Below are 17,750 nucleotides of genomic sequence, written 5' to 3'. Positions count from 1 at the left end.
TAAAATTAAGTTTATTCATCATAAAAAGATAAGCTACTTATATTACGGCATTAAGAATTATCAAAATAGACGCCTTTAACAAGTATAGGGATATAGGAGGAAATGTTTGTGTATAAAAGCACCTATGGGAAGCTTAATAAATTCTTATTTAACAAACAACTAAGCATTTATCTATCCTTGTTTGCCTGGCTGTTTATTGAATCTGTCAATGCGTCAAACTGTGAAAGTATTTGCTATTCAGTTAGTCATGTTGGCAACTATCAAACCTTATCCCAAGAGCAAAATCGTCCTCTATGTATCAATTTATCCTATCAAACAATTTCCCAGCGTGAGATCAATTGGATCGCGAACACAAGAAACATTTGTAGCTTAAATTTAAGCTGGACTAATATTACAGAGCTCGTTCCTTTTACATCCCCCAAAAGCATTCATGCACTTTACCTATCTGGAACACCATTAAGATATATCCAAAGCATCAAACAATTCAGTAATATTGATACTTTATATTTGGACAACACCAACATTCAATCATTACAAGATATCGCTAAATTAACAAAGTTAAAAATACTGACACTATATAATACTCCTCTACAATCGTTGAATGGTTTACAGGAACACCAAACGCTAGAGTCCCTTTTTGCAAGCCGCACGTCAATAAAAGATTTATCCCCTCTTAGAAACATTCATAGTTTAAAGCAACTTCACTTAAGAGGGGCACCTGTTCGTTCATTGATCCCTCTTTTTGGATTAAAGAAGCTTGAAAAACTAAATATACAAGAATCAAAACTAACCTCTCTAATTGGTTTAGAGAATGCTGAGTCACTTCTTGAATTAAATGCTCGTTACAGTGAACACCTTGAAGATATCTCTGCTATTCAGTCATTAACTTCACTCGAGAAACTCAACCTAGGTGAAACTCCTATCAAAGAAGTTGAAACCATTAGTAGACTTGAACACCTTAAAACGTTACATCTTAATTGGACAATAAATGTTAAGGACTATAGCCCTCTTGCCCAGCTGACTGAGCTAAAAGAACTCGAACTCAGCTTTATTCAAGATCGGTCGCTGGATTTTATTTCTAGTCTAAATAATCTTTCATCACTTTATATCAGTTTCTCTACGGTTTCTCCACTCGATACGCTCATCAATAAAACATATTTAACTCATTTAAGTTTAAGAGGTACAGCCATTCACAATGTTTTACCGCTTACCTCAATGCAACAGTTAAAATGGCTAGACCTCAGGGAAACAATACTCCCCCCAGATCAAGTTCAACAGTTAATATACCAGCTGCCACAAACAGATATACTATTTGAGTAGCTATTATACCTAAAATAAATACAACTTCATTTTGGGCATATTACATAGAATGGAACTTTAAAAGTGAACAGTACACTACCGCATAAAAACCATAAATATAAAAATAAACTTAGCATCCTATATTTACAAATACTAAGCTTTTACTTTTTAACAAGTTCAAATGCAAATGCTGAAACACCATATCATGACCAAGAAAAATATTTGTTTGACGACACCAAAAAAGTATCTGTACAAATCGAGCGTTTGAAAGCAGCTAAACGTCTATCAGACACAGGTTTGTATCTAATACAAGCTAATACTCATCTTAAACAAGCTGCAATAAACCCAGCTGTTGACCTACATATTCCTATCTATCCTCTATTTTCAGATGGTGAACGTAAAAAACGTCATATTTACCTTCCGCCAGGCACTCAAATTGATGCCACAAATATTAATAATTGGCAGTTCCCTATCGGTACAGTATTATGGAAATCATTTAGTGATAAAGACCGTTATTTAGAAACACGCATTGCTTATAAAGTATCTTTGAGTGGTGCATCAGCCAGTGATCGATGGGAATACAAAACCTATCAATGGAACGAAGAACAAACCAATGCATTTATGACCCCTGCAGATCAACGCGTGAAAGTACCCAATAGTTTTCATACAATCCCAAGTAAAGCAGACTGTGAAAGCTGTCATAGTACTCACAATGACTATGACTTTGCTTTGGGCTTTGATACCATTCAGCTCAGCGCCCATCCTCAAATGATTACTGGGGGAATTAATTTAGTAGATCTCTGGCTTAACAACCGCATAAAAACAAATAGACCAAAGTTTTTTGTACAATTAATGGACTACCAACTACCAGGCTCTTCAACTGAAAAGTGGCTGACAGGCTATATGCACACCAACTGTGGTTCTTGTCATAACAGTTATAAATATAGTTGTAGTAGTGATGAAAAACTAAACTTACGCCATAAGTTACCCATTAACGTTAATAACCTGAACGCAACAGAAAACAGCAATGTTTTAACAAGCAGTATAAATCAAACAATGGGTTCAGGTTACCTTATTGATACACATACTAAAGGCTACCAGCGTTTGCTAAATAGTGATCTATATTTACGTGTAGCTGAAAGCAATATGCCTTATGATCATGGTATAAGACGCAATATTGATCGAGAATTTTTAAAAAAACTTGAGGCCTATATCCTTAAACTTTCTGTAGCGCCAAAAATGAACAACAACATAAATTCAAATGAGTGATTATTGTATATAAATAACAAAATATATAGTATAAAAAGCTCACAACAAATAATAACACCGCACATTCATCACTAAAGATAGAGTAATTCATCTATAGGTGTTAGATAAAACCAATATACCCAAAGGGTAAATATGGAATTATGGATTTTACAATGCCTCAATCAACTAATTTTTATTTGGCTGTCCCAGAGTTAATACCTGAGCATGCTAAATTACTTGATATTTTACCCATTGTTTTAGAGACCACTAATAACTTATTAGATTTCCCCCTTACACTACCAGCTAAAAAATTTCATCAAACGCTACAAAAACACCTTAACACACTAAATACATCACACAGTGGTTTTTCTAAAGCAGATTGCATATATATAGGAACAAAAGGTAATGAAGATAATGATCATGCCTTTAATATTATTCGCTCAACAGATAACCTTTCATTACTAATGCTAAGTAGTGCGCTTGAAGCCTTTAATTTTATTTTTAAAGAAGCGATGCAAGGAGGAACAACTTTAGATCAAACACAGTGGGGACGACTTATTTATGCACTATATGCTCTTTTGAAACTGTTCAAGTCAGAGCAATCACACACTCATAATCCACCTTTAATCTCCCCTCCAGTAATGGAAAATACTCAGCGTGATGCACTTCAGCGTTGGACCAAAGGTCACTATGTATTTATGGTTTTTTGTCAAGGACTTATCATAGCCATAAATAGTTTTCGCAATGAAGTAAACGCTGGCAATACTGCAGCAGCACGCTATTATTTAGGTATAGCTACATCTATTATGTGGGGAGTTGAGTCTAGCTTCCGCTTTACTGGCGATTATACTTACAGTGAGTATGAAAAGTCTGTGCGTCCAACACTCACTCCACCCATTGCTCCTGAAGATATGAGTGGCCTACATTGGCGAGATCATGAACAACTTGTTAAACAGCTTATCAATACGAAAAAAATATTCAATCAATTACCCTCAGAGCTACATGAAAGCAGAGACTCATTTTATGAGGCCATGTCAGCAAGTTACGATGCTCATAAATTTGTTTGCACACAATTTGTTGGAGATGAATCTCCAAGCTTATTAATGCAATCCAGAAACCAAATATCTGCAGCAGATACATTAACTAATTTTAAAAAATCTCGGCTAAATACAATTCATACAAAATCAACTATTTCTTAAAATTAGTATCAACAACTATACTGTAAAGGATTAACCACATGATACATCACGTTGAAACCAATCAAACTATTCTTAACTATATCCGTGATAACTCGCTAAGAGAAAGTAGCATTCTTAAAGCACTCCGTGATGAAACGGGAGAAATGCCTGAGTGCAACATGCAGATCATGCCAGAACAAGGACAATTTATGGCGCTACTGACAAAGATCACACATGCTCAGAAAGCGCTTGAAATAGGTGTTTTTACCGGATACAGCACACTTTGTGTAGCCCAAGCATTGCCCGAAGATGGCTTACTGATTGGTTGTGATATCAATGAAGAATGGGTAAATATAGGCCGCCGCTATTGGCATGAAGCAGGAATTGATCATAAAATAAAAACCATGATTGGTGATGCTAAATCAAGCTTAACCAGCTTACTCGATGAAGGATTAGCAGGTACATTTGATATTGCCTTTATAGATGCAGATAAAGAAAACTATGACAATTACTATGAGTCTGCATTGCAGTTAATCAAAAAAGGTGGTCTGCTTATTTTAGATAACACGCTCTGGTCTGGCGCTGTTGCAGATCCATCAATAGAGGATGAAGAAACCACATCACTACGTCAAATTAATAAAAAACTTCATCATGACAATCGAGTTGAATTAAGCTTTTTACCTTTTGCTGATGGTTTAACACTTGCCTTAAAGCGTTAGTGTACATTACATCTTACAAATGGGTACCTCTCATAGTTCACTTTTTACGTGATAGCCGTGTCAGCGTTATACGTGGATCCTTATGTATTCCTACACTGCAATCCTCTGTGTTGAGCTTCCTTGCTCTCACAAAAAAACACTATATTTGGAGGTACCCAAATGCTATTAATGAGTTTTATCAGAGATAATCTCCATCGTGACTCAATATTTAAGTTTAATAAACAAATTACAAACGATAGGTAAATCTACAATAGTCCACTCATGTCTTACTCACTGTTTATTTACTAGCCCACTACTTAATCATATAAAGTATGGCGTATAACTCTATGTCTCACTTACCAACCTCCCTTAAAGCAACCACTAACGTTGAACAGACTAGTCACTCTCATCAGACTACTGCAACTACATCTAACCTTCATTTAATACCAGGTTATCGGCATACACCACTGATTGGTTGGCGTTGGCAAGGGCTTCGCATGCTAAACGATCCTATAGGTTTTTTTATGAAAACATATAAAGCCTATGGACAAATAAGCAGCTGGGATAATACTGATCCAAAATATATTGCTATCTTTGGCCCAACGTTTCACCAAGCGTTATTTACCCAGTCAAAACAGTTTATTGCAGATGCATTTAGGGAAAGTCAATTTCCGGTTGGGTCGTCCATGGAACGGCTCAGCCTGGGATTACTGAGAATAAATGGTGAAAAACACCGCCAACACCGTCGACTAATGCAACCTGCTTTCAAAAAAAACAGCATTGATCAATATCTCAATAGTATTACTTCGATCACTCAGGAAACTCTGGATACTTGGAGTTTAAACGAAGTACGTCGTATTGATCAGGATATTACTTGCTTAATCACCCGAATTTCACTCAAGACTATGTTTGGGCTTGAACAAAATCCACTGTCGAAAAAGCTCGAGCATTACATAGCACTTTTATTAAAAACAGCGGGTTCCTCCGCTACACTACTTTTTCCTGTTGATGTTCCAGGAAGCACCTACCGTAAAATGTTGCAATGTGCTGCATCTATTGAAGCAATCATTAGAAATATGATCCACCAAAAACGTAAGGCTTCAACGCAAGGTTATGATATATTATCAGCACTTATTGCAGCTCGAGATGATCAAGGGATTGGCTTCAGTGAAGATGAACTTATTGGTGAAGCATACACTGTACTATGTCATGAGAGCAGTGCCTCTGCAATTTTATGGACGTTATTTTTATTAGACCAACACCCAGAAGAATATGCCCAATTACTCACAGAGCTACAAACAACCCTTAATAGTAAACCGCCTACCATAGAAGATTTATCAAGATTAAACTATCTTGACTGGGTAATAAAAGAAAGCTTACGTTTATTTCCTCCTGCAGCTTTTGGTATTCGTTATGCTAATGAAGATGCCGAGCTAAATGGCTATCCTATCAATAAAGATACAACTATTTTTTTCAGTGCATATGTTTCGCACCGCATACCAGAAGTATTCAATCAGCCTTTACGTTTTAACCCCCAACGCTGGGCATCACTTAAACCCTCACCTTTTGAGTATATTGCATTTGGTGCAGGAGAACATAACTGTATGGGCCGCCATTTCGCCTTGCTTGAGGTAAAATTAATTTTAATTTTACTCTTACAACGTTTTAGGCCCTCACTTATTACAGGTAGCAAGGTCGATCGTTCTATGCGTATTTCATTAGTTGCTAAGCAGGGTTTAACTGTAAAACTGGAAACACCCAGTCGTTTTTTAAAAGCACCTGAAATAAAGGGAAATATTTTGGAGTCATTTGAAAAAAATGCATAAATATATAAAACGAGATCCTGGTTATATTGATATTTTTAATCGCATAGCCCCGTTATATGATCAAAAGTACGGTCAAGATTGCATAACAGCGCAAACTAAGGTGTTTAACTGGGCAACTAACAGTTATTCTACCTATCCCTCAAAAATATTGGATATAGGCTGTGGAACAGGTACTTTGTTACAACAACTTACAAATTTTTGGCCTGAATCTCAAGTTATTGGTCTTGATCCAGCCCAAGCAATGATTGAACAAGCCAGTAAAAAATTGCCGCATGCTAAATTTATTACTAAAAAAGCAGAAACAATTCCACTCGCCAATAACACCATTGATCTTGTAATCTGTACAACATCATTTGGTCACTGGCGTAACCAGCTTTCGGTATTAAAAGAAATAAATCGAGTTCTTTGCCACAGAGGTATTTTCATTCTTGCAGAGCACTGCCCTCCAAATTTTTTTGTTAAGTTTTTCCTCTATATTATTCAACGTTTACCCAATTTAAAAGCACTACCAGACATTAAAGTACTACTCAAGAAATCAGGACTAACGCCAATTCAAGAAGAGATAACCGACGATCATTTTATTATATTAAAGTCAATAAAATAAAAATATTATATACCTAATACTTCTACTACTATGGCACTTTTTTACACCTAAAATTATTCTTGATGAGTATATTTAAAGTATTTTTGTATGGAGCCAGCAATGTCAAAAACAGCAAACGTTATCATAGTAGGCGCAGGTCCAGCTGGATTAACACTCGCTACTGAACTTGCCAACGCAGGTATTCAAACACATATTATCGAACGAAGAGCTAAACCCAGTAATTTATCTCGAGCATTTGGTATTTTACCACACACCCTTGAATTACTTGATATGAGGGGACGTGCGGATATACTCATTAATAATGGGACGCCCTGGGTACATGCACCACTGGGTGATGGCAAACACAGCCTTGACTTTAGTCGTTTACAAAGCCGATTTCCATTCATGCTAATCATTCCACAGTGTAAAGCTGAAGCTCATTTTGAAGCGATGGCATTAAAAGCGGGTGTGAAAATTACTCGAGGCATGGAAGTAATCGATATAAAACAAACTTCTCAACACGTTATAACTACTGTAAAAACGGCTAAAGGTATCAACCATTTACAAGCAGACTATGTGATTGGTTGTGATGGAGTGAAAAGCACCATTCGTCAGTTACTTAATATTGAGTTTCCAGGGTTTCGCTATGACTGCACATTAAGTATTGCTGATGTTCATTTAACTTATCCTCCAGAACCTAAAGTTTATGCTCGTACCACTAAACGAGGTATGGTTGCTGTTTTTCCATTTGATGATGGATCTTTCCGCCTTATTGTACTTGACCATCACTATATGCATATCCCGGTAGAAAATCCTCTCACGCTCGCTGAACTTAATGATAGTGTACAAGGTATTCTTGGCAGGGACTTGGGCATTCATCAACCCACCTGGATGTCACGCTTTCGCAGTGAACAACGCCAAGCCGATAAGTACCAGGTCGGTCGTGTATTTTTGGCGGGTGATGCAGCCCATACTCATATACCCTCAGGCGGACAAGGTCTGCAAATAGCCATTCAGGATGCAATCAATCTAGGTTGGAAATTAATTGCTGTACTAAAAGGCCAAGCACCAACTGAGTTATTGCAAAGCTATGAACAAGAACGACGCGCAATAAATAGTAAAATACTCAAAAACACTGATAAAATATTTAAATATGAAATATCCCGTAGTCTTCCAGCTCGAATACTTCGTCATTTAAGTGTACTACTAATGACTGTTCCATTTATTCAATTATTAGTTATCAAACAACTTTCAGGTGTAACATTGCGCTACCCATTTCCAAAACAAGGATCACATAAACTAGTAGGAAAAAGAGTACCAGATATCATGTTAATTGATGAGTTTGGTCACACACATCGTATTTATGAGACGTTAAGAAGACAGCAATTTATATTAATTGATCAAACAACGAATAGCCATTTTATTAAAAACTATATCAATACTGGTAATGAACAGCTCGTAGTGTTAACAGGTCAAATTCAACCGCCACACCAATTACCATGTGCCCTATTGATAAGGCCTGATGGCTATATATTGTGGACGGCCCAATCAGAAAACAACACCACCCTACCACGCGTACTGGAAAAGTGGCTTCCTAAAAAAATACAAAAAAACCAGCCATTGGCTGCTTAATCTACATTGTAGATACAGATACTCTCTCTTAAAACTATAACTGTAAGAGAGAGTAAATTGTAAATACTCCTCTGTATATACAACTCAATCGTAAAAAATTATTTATTAATCCTAAAATTACCCTTTGGTTTATTGCTTTATTTAGCCAGTTTGTCTCGTCTTATGCATCCAACAACATGACAAAGTCATTACTTATCATTATCCCCTTCTTGTTTGACAGGCTATGGTACTCAACTATTGCGGTGTTGCTCTCCAAGCCACACACTATTAAATAAGCTTAATAAAAACGCTATTTGGTTAGATCGAATAATGGGGTGTATTTTATCACTGTTGGCATTAAAGGTTGTTTTAATATCATGATAGCCGTGGTATTAAGTGCCTAAACATTAAGTTTCGTACTACTCTTAAACATAAAGAAAAATCACTATGGATGGTGAATTGTACAACGCACAATGACAAGCATGAATTTCAAAGGCAACACCATGTATGAAACATATCTTAACATTTTTATTCATTTTGTTATGTGGTCATATCGCAATTGCTAGAACTGTAGACATTGGCTACACTCCTCATGGACTTCCTTTTGATGAAGAAAAAGGCGACAAGCTGATTGGGGGATTAATCTACGATATTGCCTCGCTTATTGTGTCAACAGCGAAGCTTGAACCTGTCTTCCATTCACTACCTGTTAATCGAATAGAAGACTTTTTAGCTTCTGGACACATTCAAATGTTGTGCTTATACAACCCCAACTGGTTAACATTTCCTGAACATTTCACTTGGGGACCAGCATTATTAAGACAACGTGAATTTTTTATTATTCGTCAGCAAGATGAAGACATTACTCATTATGAACAACTCAAAAGCTTTAATATTGGAAGTCATCTCGGCTATATCTATAGCGATACATTGATGTCACTCTTTGACGATGGCAAAGCAACCCGTATTTCAAGGCGCTCAACAGCAGAGCTTTATAAACTAATACAATTAAAGCGTGTTAATGTTATTATTGATAATGACTATTCTTTTTTTTATTTAAAAAGACAAGGTAAAGCTAATGGCTTACAACTGGCCTCCCTTATAGATAACATATACCCATTGCATTGTGCTTTAAGTCAGAAAAAGCCAAAATTAAATAAAGAATTGCTTTCTGCAATAAATATAATTGCCAACCAAAATGATGTAACAAAAGTTTTAACTCACTATAAACAATATTTACCCTCTTCGGCTAACAGAACACCGAATTGAAAGCTGTGTTTCTAAAAGTAATGTTTTTCCTTTTTTTCGTTTACGTTTAATTTTATCAACAAGTGTAGCAACGGCCATTTTTCCTAGTTCACGCTTTGGCTGAGAAATACTGGTAAGTGGCGGAATAAAATATTTTGCCATGGGAATATCATCATAACCAATGATCGATAACGCTTCAGGAACCTTCACCCCATTTTTATAAGCGGCACATATCATTCCCATCGCCATAACATCATTACATGCAAACATCGCAGTTGGGCGTTTGGTTAATGACCAAATTTCCTTAAATGCCTGTTCCCCGCTCATCGCTTCAAAATCTCCAGCGACTACCCATTCTGAATTTATGGTAAGGTTTGCTTCCTCCATAGCCTGTTGAAATCCAGCGAACCGTTGCTGACTGGGTAATTTTTCCATAGGCCCTGTTAAACAACCAATGGCTGTATGTCCTTGTTCAATTAAATAACGTGTCGCAAGGTACCCTCCTTGTGCAGAATTATCCTGAATTTTATCCATAAACTCGTTACTAGGTCCCCAATCCATAATCACTTGAGGCAAAGACTCATAGGACTCCAATAGTGAAAATAATAAAGGATCATATTCTGTGCACATTAATAGCAAACCATCAATACGCTTGGCGACTAATGTTTCCAAGTAATGACGGAGTTTTTGACGATCCCCTTCAATGGTACATAGTAAAAGCGAGTAACCCTCCTCAAAGCACGCCGCTTCTACCCCCTGTACTACTTCCGCAAAAAAAGGATTGGAGCTTGAGGTGACGAGCAAACCCAAGGTGCGAGTTTGGTTAACCTTTAAACTTCGGGCAACGGCACTGGGTGCATAGTTCAATGACTTAACAGCAGCATACACCCGCTCCTGCGTTTCTTTTGCAACAAACCGTGTATTATTCAACACATGAGAGACTGTTGTCGTAGAAACGCCAGCCAGTTTTGCCACATCTTTTATCGTTGCCATGACATAAATAGCCTTTATCAAGCTTTCTGCTGTTTACAGTACTGCTCAACCTCTGCTCGTTCGGGTATAGCACTTTGTGCACCTAGACGTGTCACACTGATCGCTGCCGCAGCTTGAGCCAAATAAATAGCCTCTGCCATCGATAGGCCTTCTGTTAATGCAACCGCTAAAGCACCATTAAATGTATCGCCCGCAGCGGTTGTATCTACGGCTTTTACATCAAACCCAGGATAATAATGCTGCTCTCCTGCGTGACTGAATAATACACCCGCTTTACCCATCGTAATTAAAACCTTTGAAATCCCTTTTTTGTGGAGCACATCAGCCGCCATTTTTGCTGAATCAATGTCATTAACCATCACCCCCGTTAAGAGAGAAGCTTCTGTCTCATTCGGTGTAATAATATCAACTGCCGCCAAAAGCTCATCACTTAATGGTTGCGCGGGTGCAGGATTCAGAATGACATTAACCCCCTGCTTTTGTGCAGACTTAGCCGCTAAGGTAACAGTTTCTATTGGCGTTTCCAGTTGCATTAATAATGTATGAACGGTCTCCAATTCTGTAAGCCAAGGCATAATAAGTGAAGGCGTTAATTCACTATTGGCACCAGGATGGAGTGCAATACAATTTTCACCTTGGCTATTAACTAAGATGAGTGCTGTGCCGGTAGGCACATCTTTAATAGCTGTTACCCGGTTTGTATCTATACCATCCATTTGAAAATCATGACAAAACTGATGACCAACCGCATCGTCCCCCACACAGGCAACAAACACGACATGGCCTTTTAAACGGGCTGCAGCAACAGCTTGATTGGCCCCTTTACCACCACCCGTTAACTGATAATGGTCACCCGCAAGGGTTTCTCCTGGTTTTGGGAAATAAGGCACTTGTAACATATGGTCAGCATTAACACTGCCTAACACCCATAAGGTATTAGCCATTACTTACTCCTAAATCAATACATTTGGGTAGGTAGAACTACACGCTTTAATGTAAAAAGCCTGGCTTTACCAGGCTTTTATATACGTCGTTTTACAAGGTAATCATCTTCAATGGTACGGAAATAGAAGACTCAACAGCTTCACCTTTCAACACTTTTGCCGCGACTTCAATACCTTTTTCACCAATTAAAGCAGGCTGTTGTGCTACAGTACCGGAGAGAGAACCAGACTTAACTGCATTCACGCCTTCGTCAGTACCATCAAACCCAACAACCAACACATCCCGTTGAGCCGCCTCAATAGCCTTAATTGCACCTAATGCCATTTCATCATTTTGAGCGAACACAGCTTGCACATCTTGATTCGCTTCCAATAAATTCTCCATGACATTCAAGCCTTTTGTTCTATCAAAGTCTGCAGGTTGGCTAGCGAGAACAGCTAAATGTTTCGCTTCAGCAGCTTTAGTAAAACCTTCACCACGATCTCTCGCTGCAGAAGTTCCAGGAATACCCTGTAATTGAATGACTTTGGCACCAGCACCAAGCTTTTCAGCAATATAGTTACCTGCTAGTTCACCACCTGCAATGTTGTCAGAAGCGACGTGTGATGAAACCTCCCCACCATTTGCACCACGGTCTAGCGTAATAACAGGGATTTTAGCTTGGTTAGCCACACGAATAGCATTCACAACGGCAGAAGAATCTGTAGGGTTAATCAAAATAGCTGCAACTTTTTTTACCGTAAGATCTTCTACATTTGCCAGTTCTTTAGCAGGGTCATTTTGTGAGTCTAAAACCAGCAGCTCATAGCCTAATGCATTCGCTTTCTGCTCTGCACCATCTTTTAAGGTTACAAAAAACGGATTATTCAATGTGGAAATAACCAACGCCAATGTTGGCTTTTCTTTGGCTTGTTCAACGGTGGCTTTTTCCTCTTTTTTATCACATCCCATTAAACCTATCGTTAACAAAATACCCGTCATTAACATTATTATTTTTTTCATTATTTCCTCCTACTGTCCATTTTTTATTTACTACGTGTATCAACCAATACTGCTAACAGAATTACAGTTGCTTTAGCAATCATCTGATAGTAAGACGATACATCTAATAAATTAAGCGCATTATTTAAAATACCAATAATCAATGCCCCAATTAATGTACCTACAATTCGTCCTTTACCGCCAGCTAAACTTGTACCGCCCAAAACAACGGCAGCAATCGCATCCAGCTCATAGCCGGCACCAGCTGTAGGTTGAGCTGAAGCCAGTCGTGCTGTTGCAATTATCCCTGCTAGCGCCGCTAGCATACCGCATAAGCTGTATACAATCAGCTTAATATTATCAACATTAATACCCGAAAGACGTGTTGCACTTTCATTACCACCTAACGCATAAATATAACGTCCTAGACGGGTATGATTTAAAATAAAATACCCCCCCGCAAATACGAACACCATTAAATACACTGGCACAGGAATACCAAGCACATAACCTGTTCCTAGCCAGGAAAACTGATCTGCGGTATGGTGAAGCCCTGTTGAAATCGGTCGGCCATCCGTAAATACCATGGTCACACCACGAAATAATGTCATCGCCACAAGTGTTGCAATAAAGGGCTGTACTTTACCTTTGGCAATAACAACCCCACTGCAGGCTCCCATAAAACTGCCCATCAGCAAGGTAATGAGTACCGCACCAATCACCGGGACCTCATAACCAATTAAGCTGGCACAAATAGCACCCGATAATGCCAAGACTGATCCCACACTTAGGTCAATACCTGCGGTCAAAATAACCAATGTCATGCCTACCGCAATAATGGCATTGATTGATGTTTGCCGTAAAATATTGAGTAAATTATCAATTGCAAGAAATTGAGGATTAAACAGAGATACTATCGCCACTAAAATGAGTAATGCTAAAAATGACTTGTGGCGAATTAAATTCTCAACAGAAAACCACTGAACCCAGTGTTCAGTTGAGCTTTTTTTAGTCGACTGTACAGGGCTATTCATACATACTCCTCTTCAGTGGTCCTACCTACTGCGTAACGCATGATATGTTCCTGATTCGCGCTTTGGCCTTCAAACTCACCCACTAAGCACCCAGAATACATAACTAGAATTCGGTCACTCATTCCCAAAATCTCAGGCATATCAGACGACACAAGAATAATTCCCATCCCACTGCGTTTTAACTCATTAATCAAAAGATATATTTCTTTCTTAGCACCCACATCAATGCCTCGTGTAGGCTCATCCAGAATTAACACCTTAGGGTTGGTTAATAATCCTTTGGCAATGGCTACTTTTTGTTGGTTGCCACCCGATAAATATTTAATTAATTGGTATGCAGAAGGTGTTTTTACTTGAAGCCGTTGAATAAAATGAGCAATAGCTTCTTGTTCTTTTGCTTTATTAATCACACCAATTTGTCGAGAAAAGGTTTTCAGTGAACTAAGCACCATGTTTTCACCGACTGAAAGCTCTGTAACAAGCCCCTCGCCTTTCCGATCTTCAGAAATATAGGCAATGCCTGCCTTAAGTGCTTGTTGTGGATTAGTGCAATGTAATTTCTGACCATTAAGGGTAATACTGCCTTGTGTCAGAGGGTTAACACCATAAATAATTTTCATTAATTCAGTGCGCCCTGCTCCCATTAATCCCGCAATACCAAGGATTTCACCTTCAAATAACTCAAATGAAGCATTTTTAACCCCAAGACCACTTAAGCCATCAACAGCCATCAGTGTTTTTTGACTGCGCTGTTGAGGTTCCCGAGGATATTGCTCAGTGAGTTTTCGGCCAACCATCCACTCAATAATTTCATCCTCATGGGTATCTTCTACAGGCACCTCTTTAATAAACTCTCCATCTCTTAATACAGTAATATCATCACATACCGTAAAAATCTCTGCCAAACGGTGAGAAATATAAACAATGCCGCACCCTGTCGCACGTAATTCACGAATAATACGAAAAAGACTTTGAGACTCTGTATCTGTTAACGCATCCGTCGGCTCATCCATAATAATAACTTTGGCATTAACAGCCAAAGCCTTGGCAATTTCAACCATTTGCTGTGTGCCAATATTTAAGCTGCCCACAGGGGTACCAGGATCCAATGATAAGCCAAGCCGCTGCAACAAATAATGCGCTTCCTGTTTCATTTTCGACCAGTCAATTCTTCCTGGCCAGCAGGTAAATTCACGACCTAAAAAAATATTTTCCGCCACAGACAGTTCAGGAAGTAAATTTAATTCTTGATGAATAATACTGATGCCTGCATCTTGAGATGCTTTTGGCGAGGAAAATACACAGTTTTTTCCCAAGTAACAAATGTTACCTGCATCAGCCTGATAAATGCCTGTTAATACTTTCATCAGGGTAGATTTACCCGCGCCATTTTCGCCTACCAAAGCCATAACTCGCCCTTGGTAAACATTAAGGCTGACTTCATGGAGTGCTCGAACCCCAGGAAAAGACTTACTTATTGACTGCAATTGTAGTATTGTTTCTGGCATTCGACCCTCACTAAAATACGACACCTGCTTTAATTATAACATTAGCATAGGGTGTAAATTCACCAGTACGTACTACAGCAGTAGCACCATGAGTATTGGCTTTAAATAATTCATGGGAAACATAAGAAATTTTAATCGAACATCCTTGCGCTTCTTCCTGCTGCTTGACGAGTTGAATAAAGGACTCATACAGTGCTGGGCTTTTAGCCGCAAATTCTTCTGCCAAAATTAACGATTCTACTTGTACTTCACTAAACACTGTGGTGCAAGTTTCAATAAATGATGGCGTACCAGGGCAAAGCGCCAAGTCAATGCGCGGCGTTGTATTAGGTATAGGTAATCCACTGTCTGCAATAGCCAACATATCATTATGGCCTAATTTAGCTACACAGTAGGATAACTCCGAATTAAGCAGTCGACCTCGTTTCATAGCTTATGTCTCTTGGCATAAAGTTTTTTATTTTTTAACCACAGCAAAAGAAATGATGAGCAGACACCTAACATTAACTCCTATAATAACGCCTGAATGGAATAGCTAAATGTCAACATCCTATATGTAAACGTTACCTGTTCCTATAAAAGCTGTTTTTTGAAAAAAAACTATTTATTTGTGTCCTTATTACGATCCACTCATTTCATTTTGACTAATGCTGAAGTTAATACACACTCTATTTTAAGCAAACGATTGCGCAATCGTTTGCCTTGCACAATAATGAATATTCTTAAATACTGTCAACTCATTTCTAATACTAAATATGCCTTAAATGATTTATAGCTAGACATAATAGTTATGAATCTAAGATCACTAACTATGTGTGTTTTCAGAAAATATGCCCACCCAACTAGTAACTTTGCTAATAACCTTTTCGTTTATAAGTCATATTTCGCCTCACTTTACGATAGAATGTCGATCTTTTGTCAGATACTGGCAATAGGCCCTAAAACCATTCGTGTAGGGTAATTTGTGCTACGGTATATTCCTACGCCGGTTAACAGTGTTATGGATGATTGGTCATACTGTTAGAGGCACAAACAGAGTTGTACATACTGTTTTTTTTGTATAAGAATAAAGAACCTGAACTCACTGAGGTATCTGTCCAAGTTATGCTGAAAGTGTCTAAATCTCCCATAGTCATTACAGGAGGAGCACAACGAATTGGCCTTCATTGTGCGCTAAGGTTTGCTGAATTAGGTCAACCTATAGTTGTCTCTTACCGCACACCAAGAGACACTCTCAAACAACTCGATAAAGCAGGTGTTACCTGTATTGCTGCTGACTTTAGTCATCCCGATGGCGTAACCGCATTTACTCGCACGCTTAATCAGCGCTTTGGTAAACTGCGAGCCATTATCCATAATGCATCAAGCTGGCATACTGAAGCAGAAGGTATTGAGCCTGCCGATCTCATGCAGCGTATGACGCAAATTCACATGGTGACGCCCTACCTTATTAACCGCCTTTGCCATAACTTGCTTTTGGCCAACAAACCTGAAGCTGCAGATATTATTCACATCACTGACTGTGTCGTTGAAAAAGGGAGCTATTCCCATATTGCATATAGTGCAAGTAAGGCAGGTATGGATAATATGACACGGTCATTTGCCAAGAACTATGCGCCGGACATTAAAGTGAATGCAGTTGCACCTGCACTGATCATGTTCAATGAAGGTGACACACCTGACTACCAGCAACAGTCACTGAACAAATCACTTCTGAAGATCGAGCCAGGAGCAGAAGTTGTTTTTGAAACATTATGCTTTTTATTAAATTCCAGCTACATTACTGGGCGCACTATCGGCCTTGACGGTGGCCGACATATTAAATAGTTGAGATTACATTATGAGCAACGAAAAAGTTCAAACTGTTCTTGCAGAAAACTTTCGCACAATTATCTCTTCGCTAGGAGAAGATCCTAATCGAGAAGGACTGCTTGATACCCCAAAACGTGCCGCCAAAGCAATGCAATTTCTCACCCAGGGGTATCATCAGGAATTAGAAAGCATTGTTAATGGTGCGATTTTTGAGTCTGACAATGAAGAAATGGTCTTAGTTAAAAATATTGAGCTTTATTCTTTGTGCGAACATCATTTATTGCCCTTTATTGGTAAGTGCCATGTAGCTTACCTACCTGCAGGAAAAGTAATTGGCCTATCCAAAATCGCTCGGGTCGTTGATATGTTTGCCCGTCGCCTACAGATTCAGGAAAACCTTACATCACAAATTGCCAAGGCAGTTGAAAGTGTTACAGGTGCTCGAGGGGTTGGCGTTATCATTGAAGCTAAACATATGTGTATGATGATGCGTGGTGTTGAAAAACAAAACTCAGTGATGAGCACATCCGTTATGCTGGGTGATATGCGTAAATCCCAAGCAACCCGCCAAGAGTTTTTAACGCTAGTAAATCACCACAACTAAGACGTTACATGAATGGCACTAAAGCCTTTTACCTCAACTGTTTTTCTTCTCCCATTAACGCCTTTATTGCGGGAACTAACCGAGGTATTGGGCTAGCCTTCAGCCAGCCGCTTTTACAAAATTCATACATTAACCGTGTATATACAAGCATAATGTGAGTGATACATGGTATCCAGGCTCTA

Annotated in this window: 16 protein-coding genes; 10 read left to right on the top strand and 6 right to left on the bottom strand. The window is 38.6% G+C overall.

Features of this window, described 5'->3' with window-relative positions:
* Positions 1 to 108 precede the first annotated feature (108 nt).
* The 8 genes from ACQ96U_RS03165 to ACQ96U_RS03130 all read left to right on the top strand — a co-directional run bounded on the left by ACQ96U_RS03165 (position 109) and on the right by ACQ96U_RS03130 (position 9,712).
* Complete coding sequence (locus ACQ96U_RS03165) at positions 109 to 1,320, top strand: leucine-rich repeat domain-containing protein (RefSeq protein WP_431719779.1); 1,212 nt, start codon at positions 109 to 111, stop codon at positions 1,318 to 1,320.
* 63 nt (positions 1,321 to 1,383) lie between these two features.
* Positions 1,384 to 2,568: a hypothetical protein gene (locus ACQ96U_RS03160; protein ID WP_431719778.1), complete on the top strand. Its 1,185-nt coding sequence runs from the start codon at positions 1,384 to 1,386 to the stop codon at positions 2,566 to 2,568.
* 152 nt (positions 2,569 to 2,720) lie between these two features.
* Complete coding sequence (locus ACQ96U_RS03155; RefSeq protein ID WP_431719777.1) at positions 2,721 to 3,746, top strand: hypothetical protein; 1,026 nt, start codon at positions 2,721 to 2,723, stop codon at positions 3,744 to 3,746.
* A gap of 38 nt (positions 3,747 to 3,784) precedes the next feature.
* Positions 3,785 to 4,444: an O-methyltransferase gene (locus tag ACQ96U_RS03150; protein WP_431719776.1), complete on the top strand. Its 660-nt coding sequence runs from the start codon at positions 3,785 to 3,787 to the stop codon at positions 4,442 to 4,444.
* A 326-nt stretch (positions 4,445 to 4,770) separates the two neighbouring features.
* Entirely contained in the window at positions 4,771 to 6,249 is a 1,479-nt protein-coding gene (locus ACQ96U_RS03145; RefSeq protein WP_431719775.1) for a cytochrome P450, read from the top strand.
* Positions 6,242 to 6,853 carry a class I SAM-dependent methyltransferase gene (locus tag ACQ96U_RS03140; RefSeq protein WP_431719774.1) on the top strand — a complete coding sequence of 204 codons (612 nt, stop codon included), beginning with the start codon at positions 6,242 to 6,244 and terminating at the stop codon, positions 6,851 to 6,853. Before ACQ96U_RS03145 ends, ACQ96U_RS03140 begins: the two co-directional genes overlap by 8 nt.
* A gap of 99 nt (positions 6,854 to 6,952) precedes the next feature.
* Positions 6,953 to 8,464 carry an FAD-dependent monooxygenase gene (locus tag ACQ96U_RS03135; RefSeq protein WP_431719773.1) on the top strand — a complete coding sequence of 504 codons (1,512 nt, stop codon included), beginning with the start codon at positions 6,953 to 6,955 and terminating at the stop codon, positions 8,462 to 8,464.
* A gap of 486 nt (positions 8,465 to 8,950) precedes the next feature.
* The gene (locus tag ACQ96U_RS03130) at positions 8,951 to 9,712 is read left to right on the top strand and encodes a substrate-binding periplasmic protein (RefSeq protein ID WP_431719772.1); all 762 of its coding nucleotides are present in this window, start codon (positions 8,951 to 8,953) and stop codon (positions 9,710 to 9,712) included.
* Here the strand turns inward: ACQ96U_RS03130 and ACQ96U_RS03125 are convergent.
* The 6 genes from ACQ96U_RS03125 to rbsD all read right to left on the bottom strand — a co-directional run bounded on the left by ACQ96U_RS03125 (position 9,680) and on the right by rbsD (position 15,582).
* Positions 9,680 to 10,684, bottom strand: a complete 1,005-nt coding sequence (locus tag ACQ96U_RS03125; protein WP_431719771.1) for a substrate-binding domain-containing protein — start codon at positions 10,682 to 10,684, stop codon at positions 9,680 to 9,682. The genes ACQ96U_RS03130 and ACQ96U_RS03125 overlap by 33 nt on opposite strands.
* A gap of 17 nt (positions 10,685 to 10,701) precedes the next feature.
* Entirely contained in the window at positions 10,702 to 11,628 is a 927-nt protein-coding gene (gene rbsK / locus ACQ96U_RS03120; RefSeq protein WP_431719770.1) for a ribokinase, read from the bottom strand.
* 91 nt (positions 11,629 to 11,719) lie between these two features.
* On the bottom strand, positions 11,720 to 12,631 hold the full coding sequence (gene rbsB / locus ACQ96U_RS03115) for a ribose ABC transporter substrate-binding protein RbsB (RefSeq protein ID WP_431719769.1): 912 nt from the start codon (positions 12,629 to 12,631) through the stop codon (positions 11,720 to 11,722).
* Positions 12,632 to 12,654: 23 nt separating this feature from the next.
* Complete coding sequence (rbsC, locus tag ACQ96U_RS03110) at positions 12,655 to 13,644, bottom strand: ribose ABC transporter permease (protein ID WP_431719768.1); 990 nt, start codon at positions 13,642 to 13,644, stop codon at positions 12,655 to 12,657.
* Entirely contained in the window at positions 13,641 to 15,152 is a 1,512-nt protein-coding gene (gene rbsA, locus ACQ96U_RS03105; protein WP_431719767.1) for a ribose ABC transporter ATP-binding protein RbsA, read from the bottom strand. The genes rbsC and rbsA overlap by 4 nt, the downstream gene beginning before the upstream one ends.
* A gap of 10 nt (positions 15,153 to 15,162) precedes the next feature.
* Positions 15,163 to 15,582 (bottom strand): D-ribose pyranase, encoded by a 420-nt coding sequence (gene rbsD / locus ACQ96U_RS03100; protein ID WP_431719766.1) that lies wholly within the window; start codon positions 15,580 to 15,582, stop codon positions 15,163 to 15,165.
* Between the two features lie 674 nt (positions 15,583 to 16,256).
* On the opposite strand from rbsD, the gene folM reads away from it, so the two are divergent.
* Both folM and folE read left to right on the top strand, forming a co-directional pair.
* Positions 16,257 to 16,979, top strand: a complete 723-nt coding sequence (folM, locus tag ACQ96U_RS03095; RefSeq protein WP_431719765.1) for a dihydromonapterin reductase — start codon at positions 16,257 to 16,259, stop codon at positions 16,977 to 16,979.
* Between the two features lie 13 nt (positions 16,980 to 16,992).
* Positions 16,993 to 17,568 (top strand): GTP cyclohydrolase I FolE, encoded by a 576-nt coding sequence (gene folE, locus ACQ96U_RS03090; RefSeq protein WP_431719764.1) that lies wholly within the window; start codon positions 16,993 to 16,995, stop codon positions 17,566 to 17,568.
* Positions 17,569 to 17,750: the final 182 nt, after the last annotated feature.

Origin of the sequence: Zooshikella sp. RANM57 (assembly GCF_050749885.1) — a bacterium.
Taxonomy (GTDB): Bacteria; Pseudomonadota; Gammaproteobacteria; order Pseudomonadales; family Zooshikellaceae; genus Zooshikella.
Note: the sequence above shows the minus strand (reverse complement) of the source record. Positions and strands in the feature narration are given on the sequence as shown.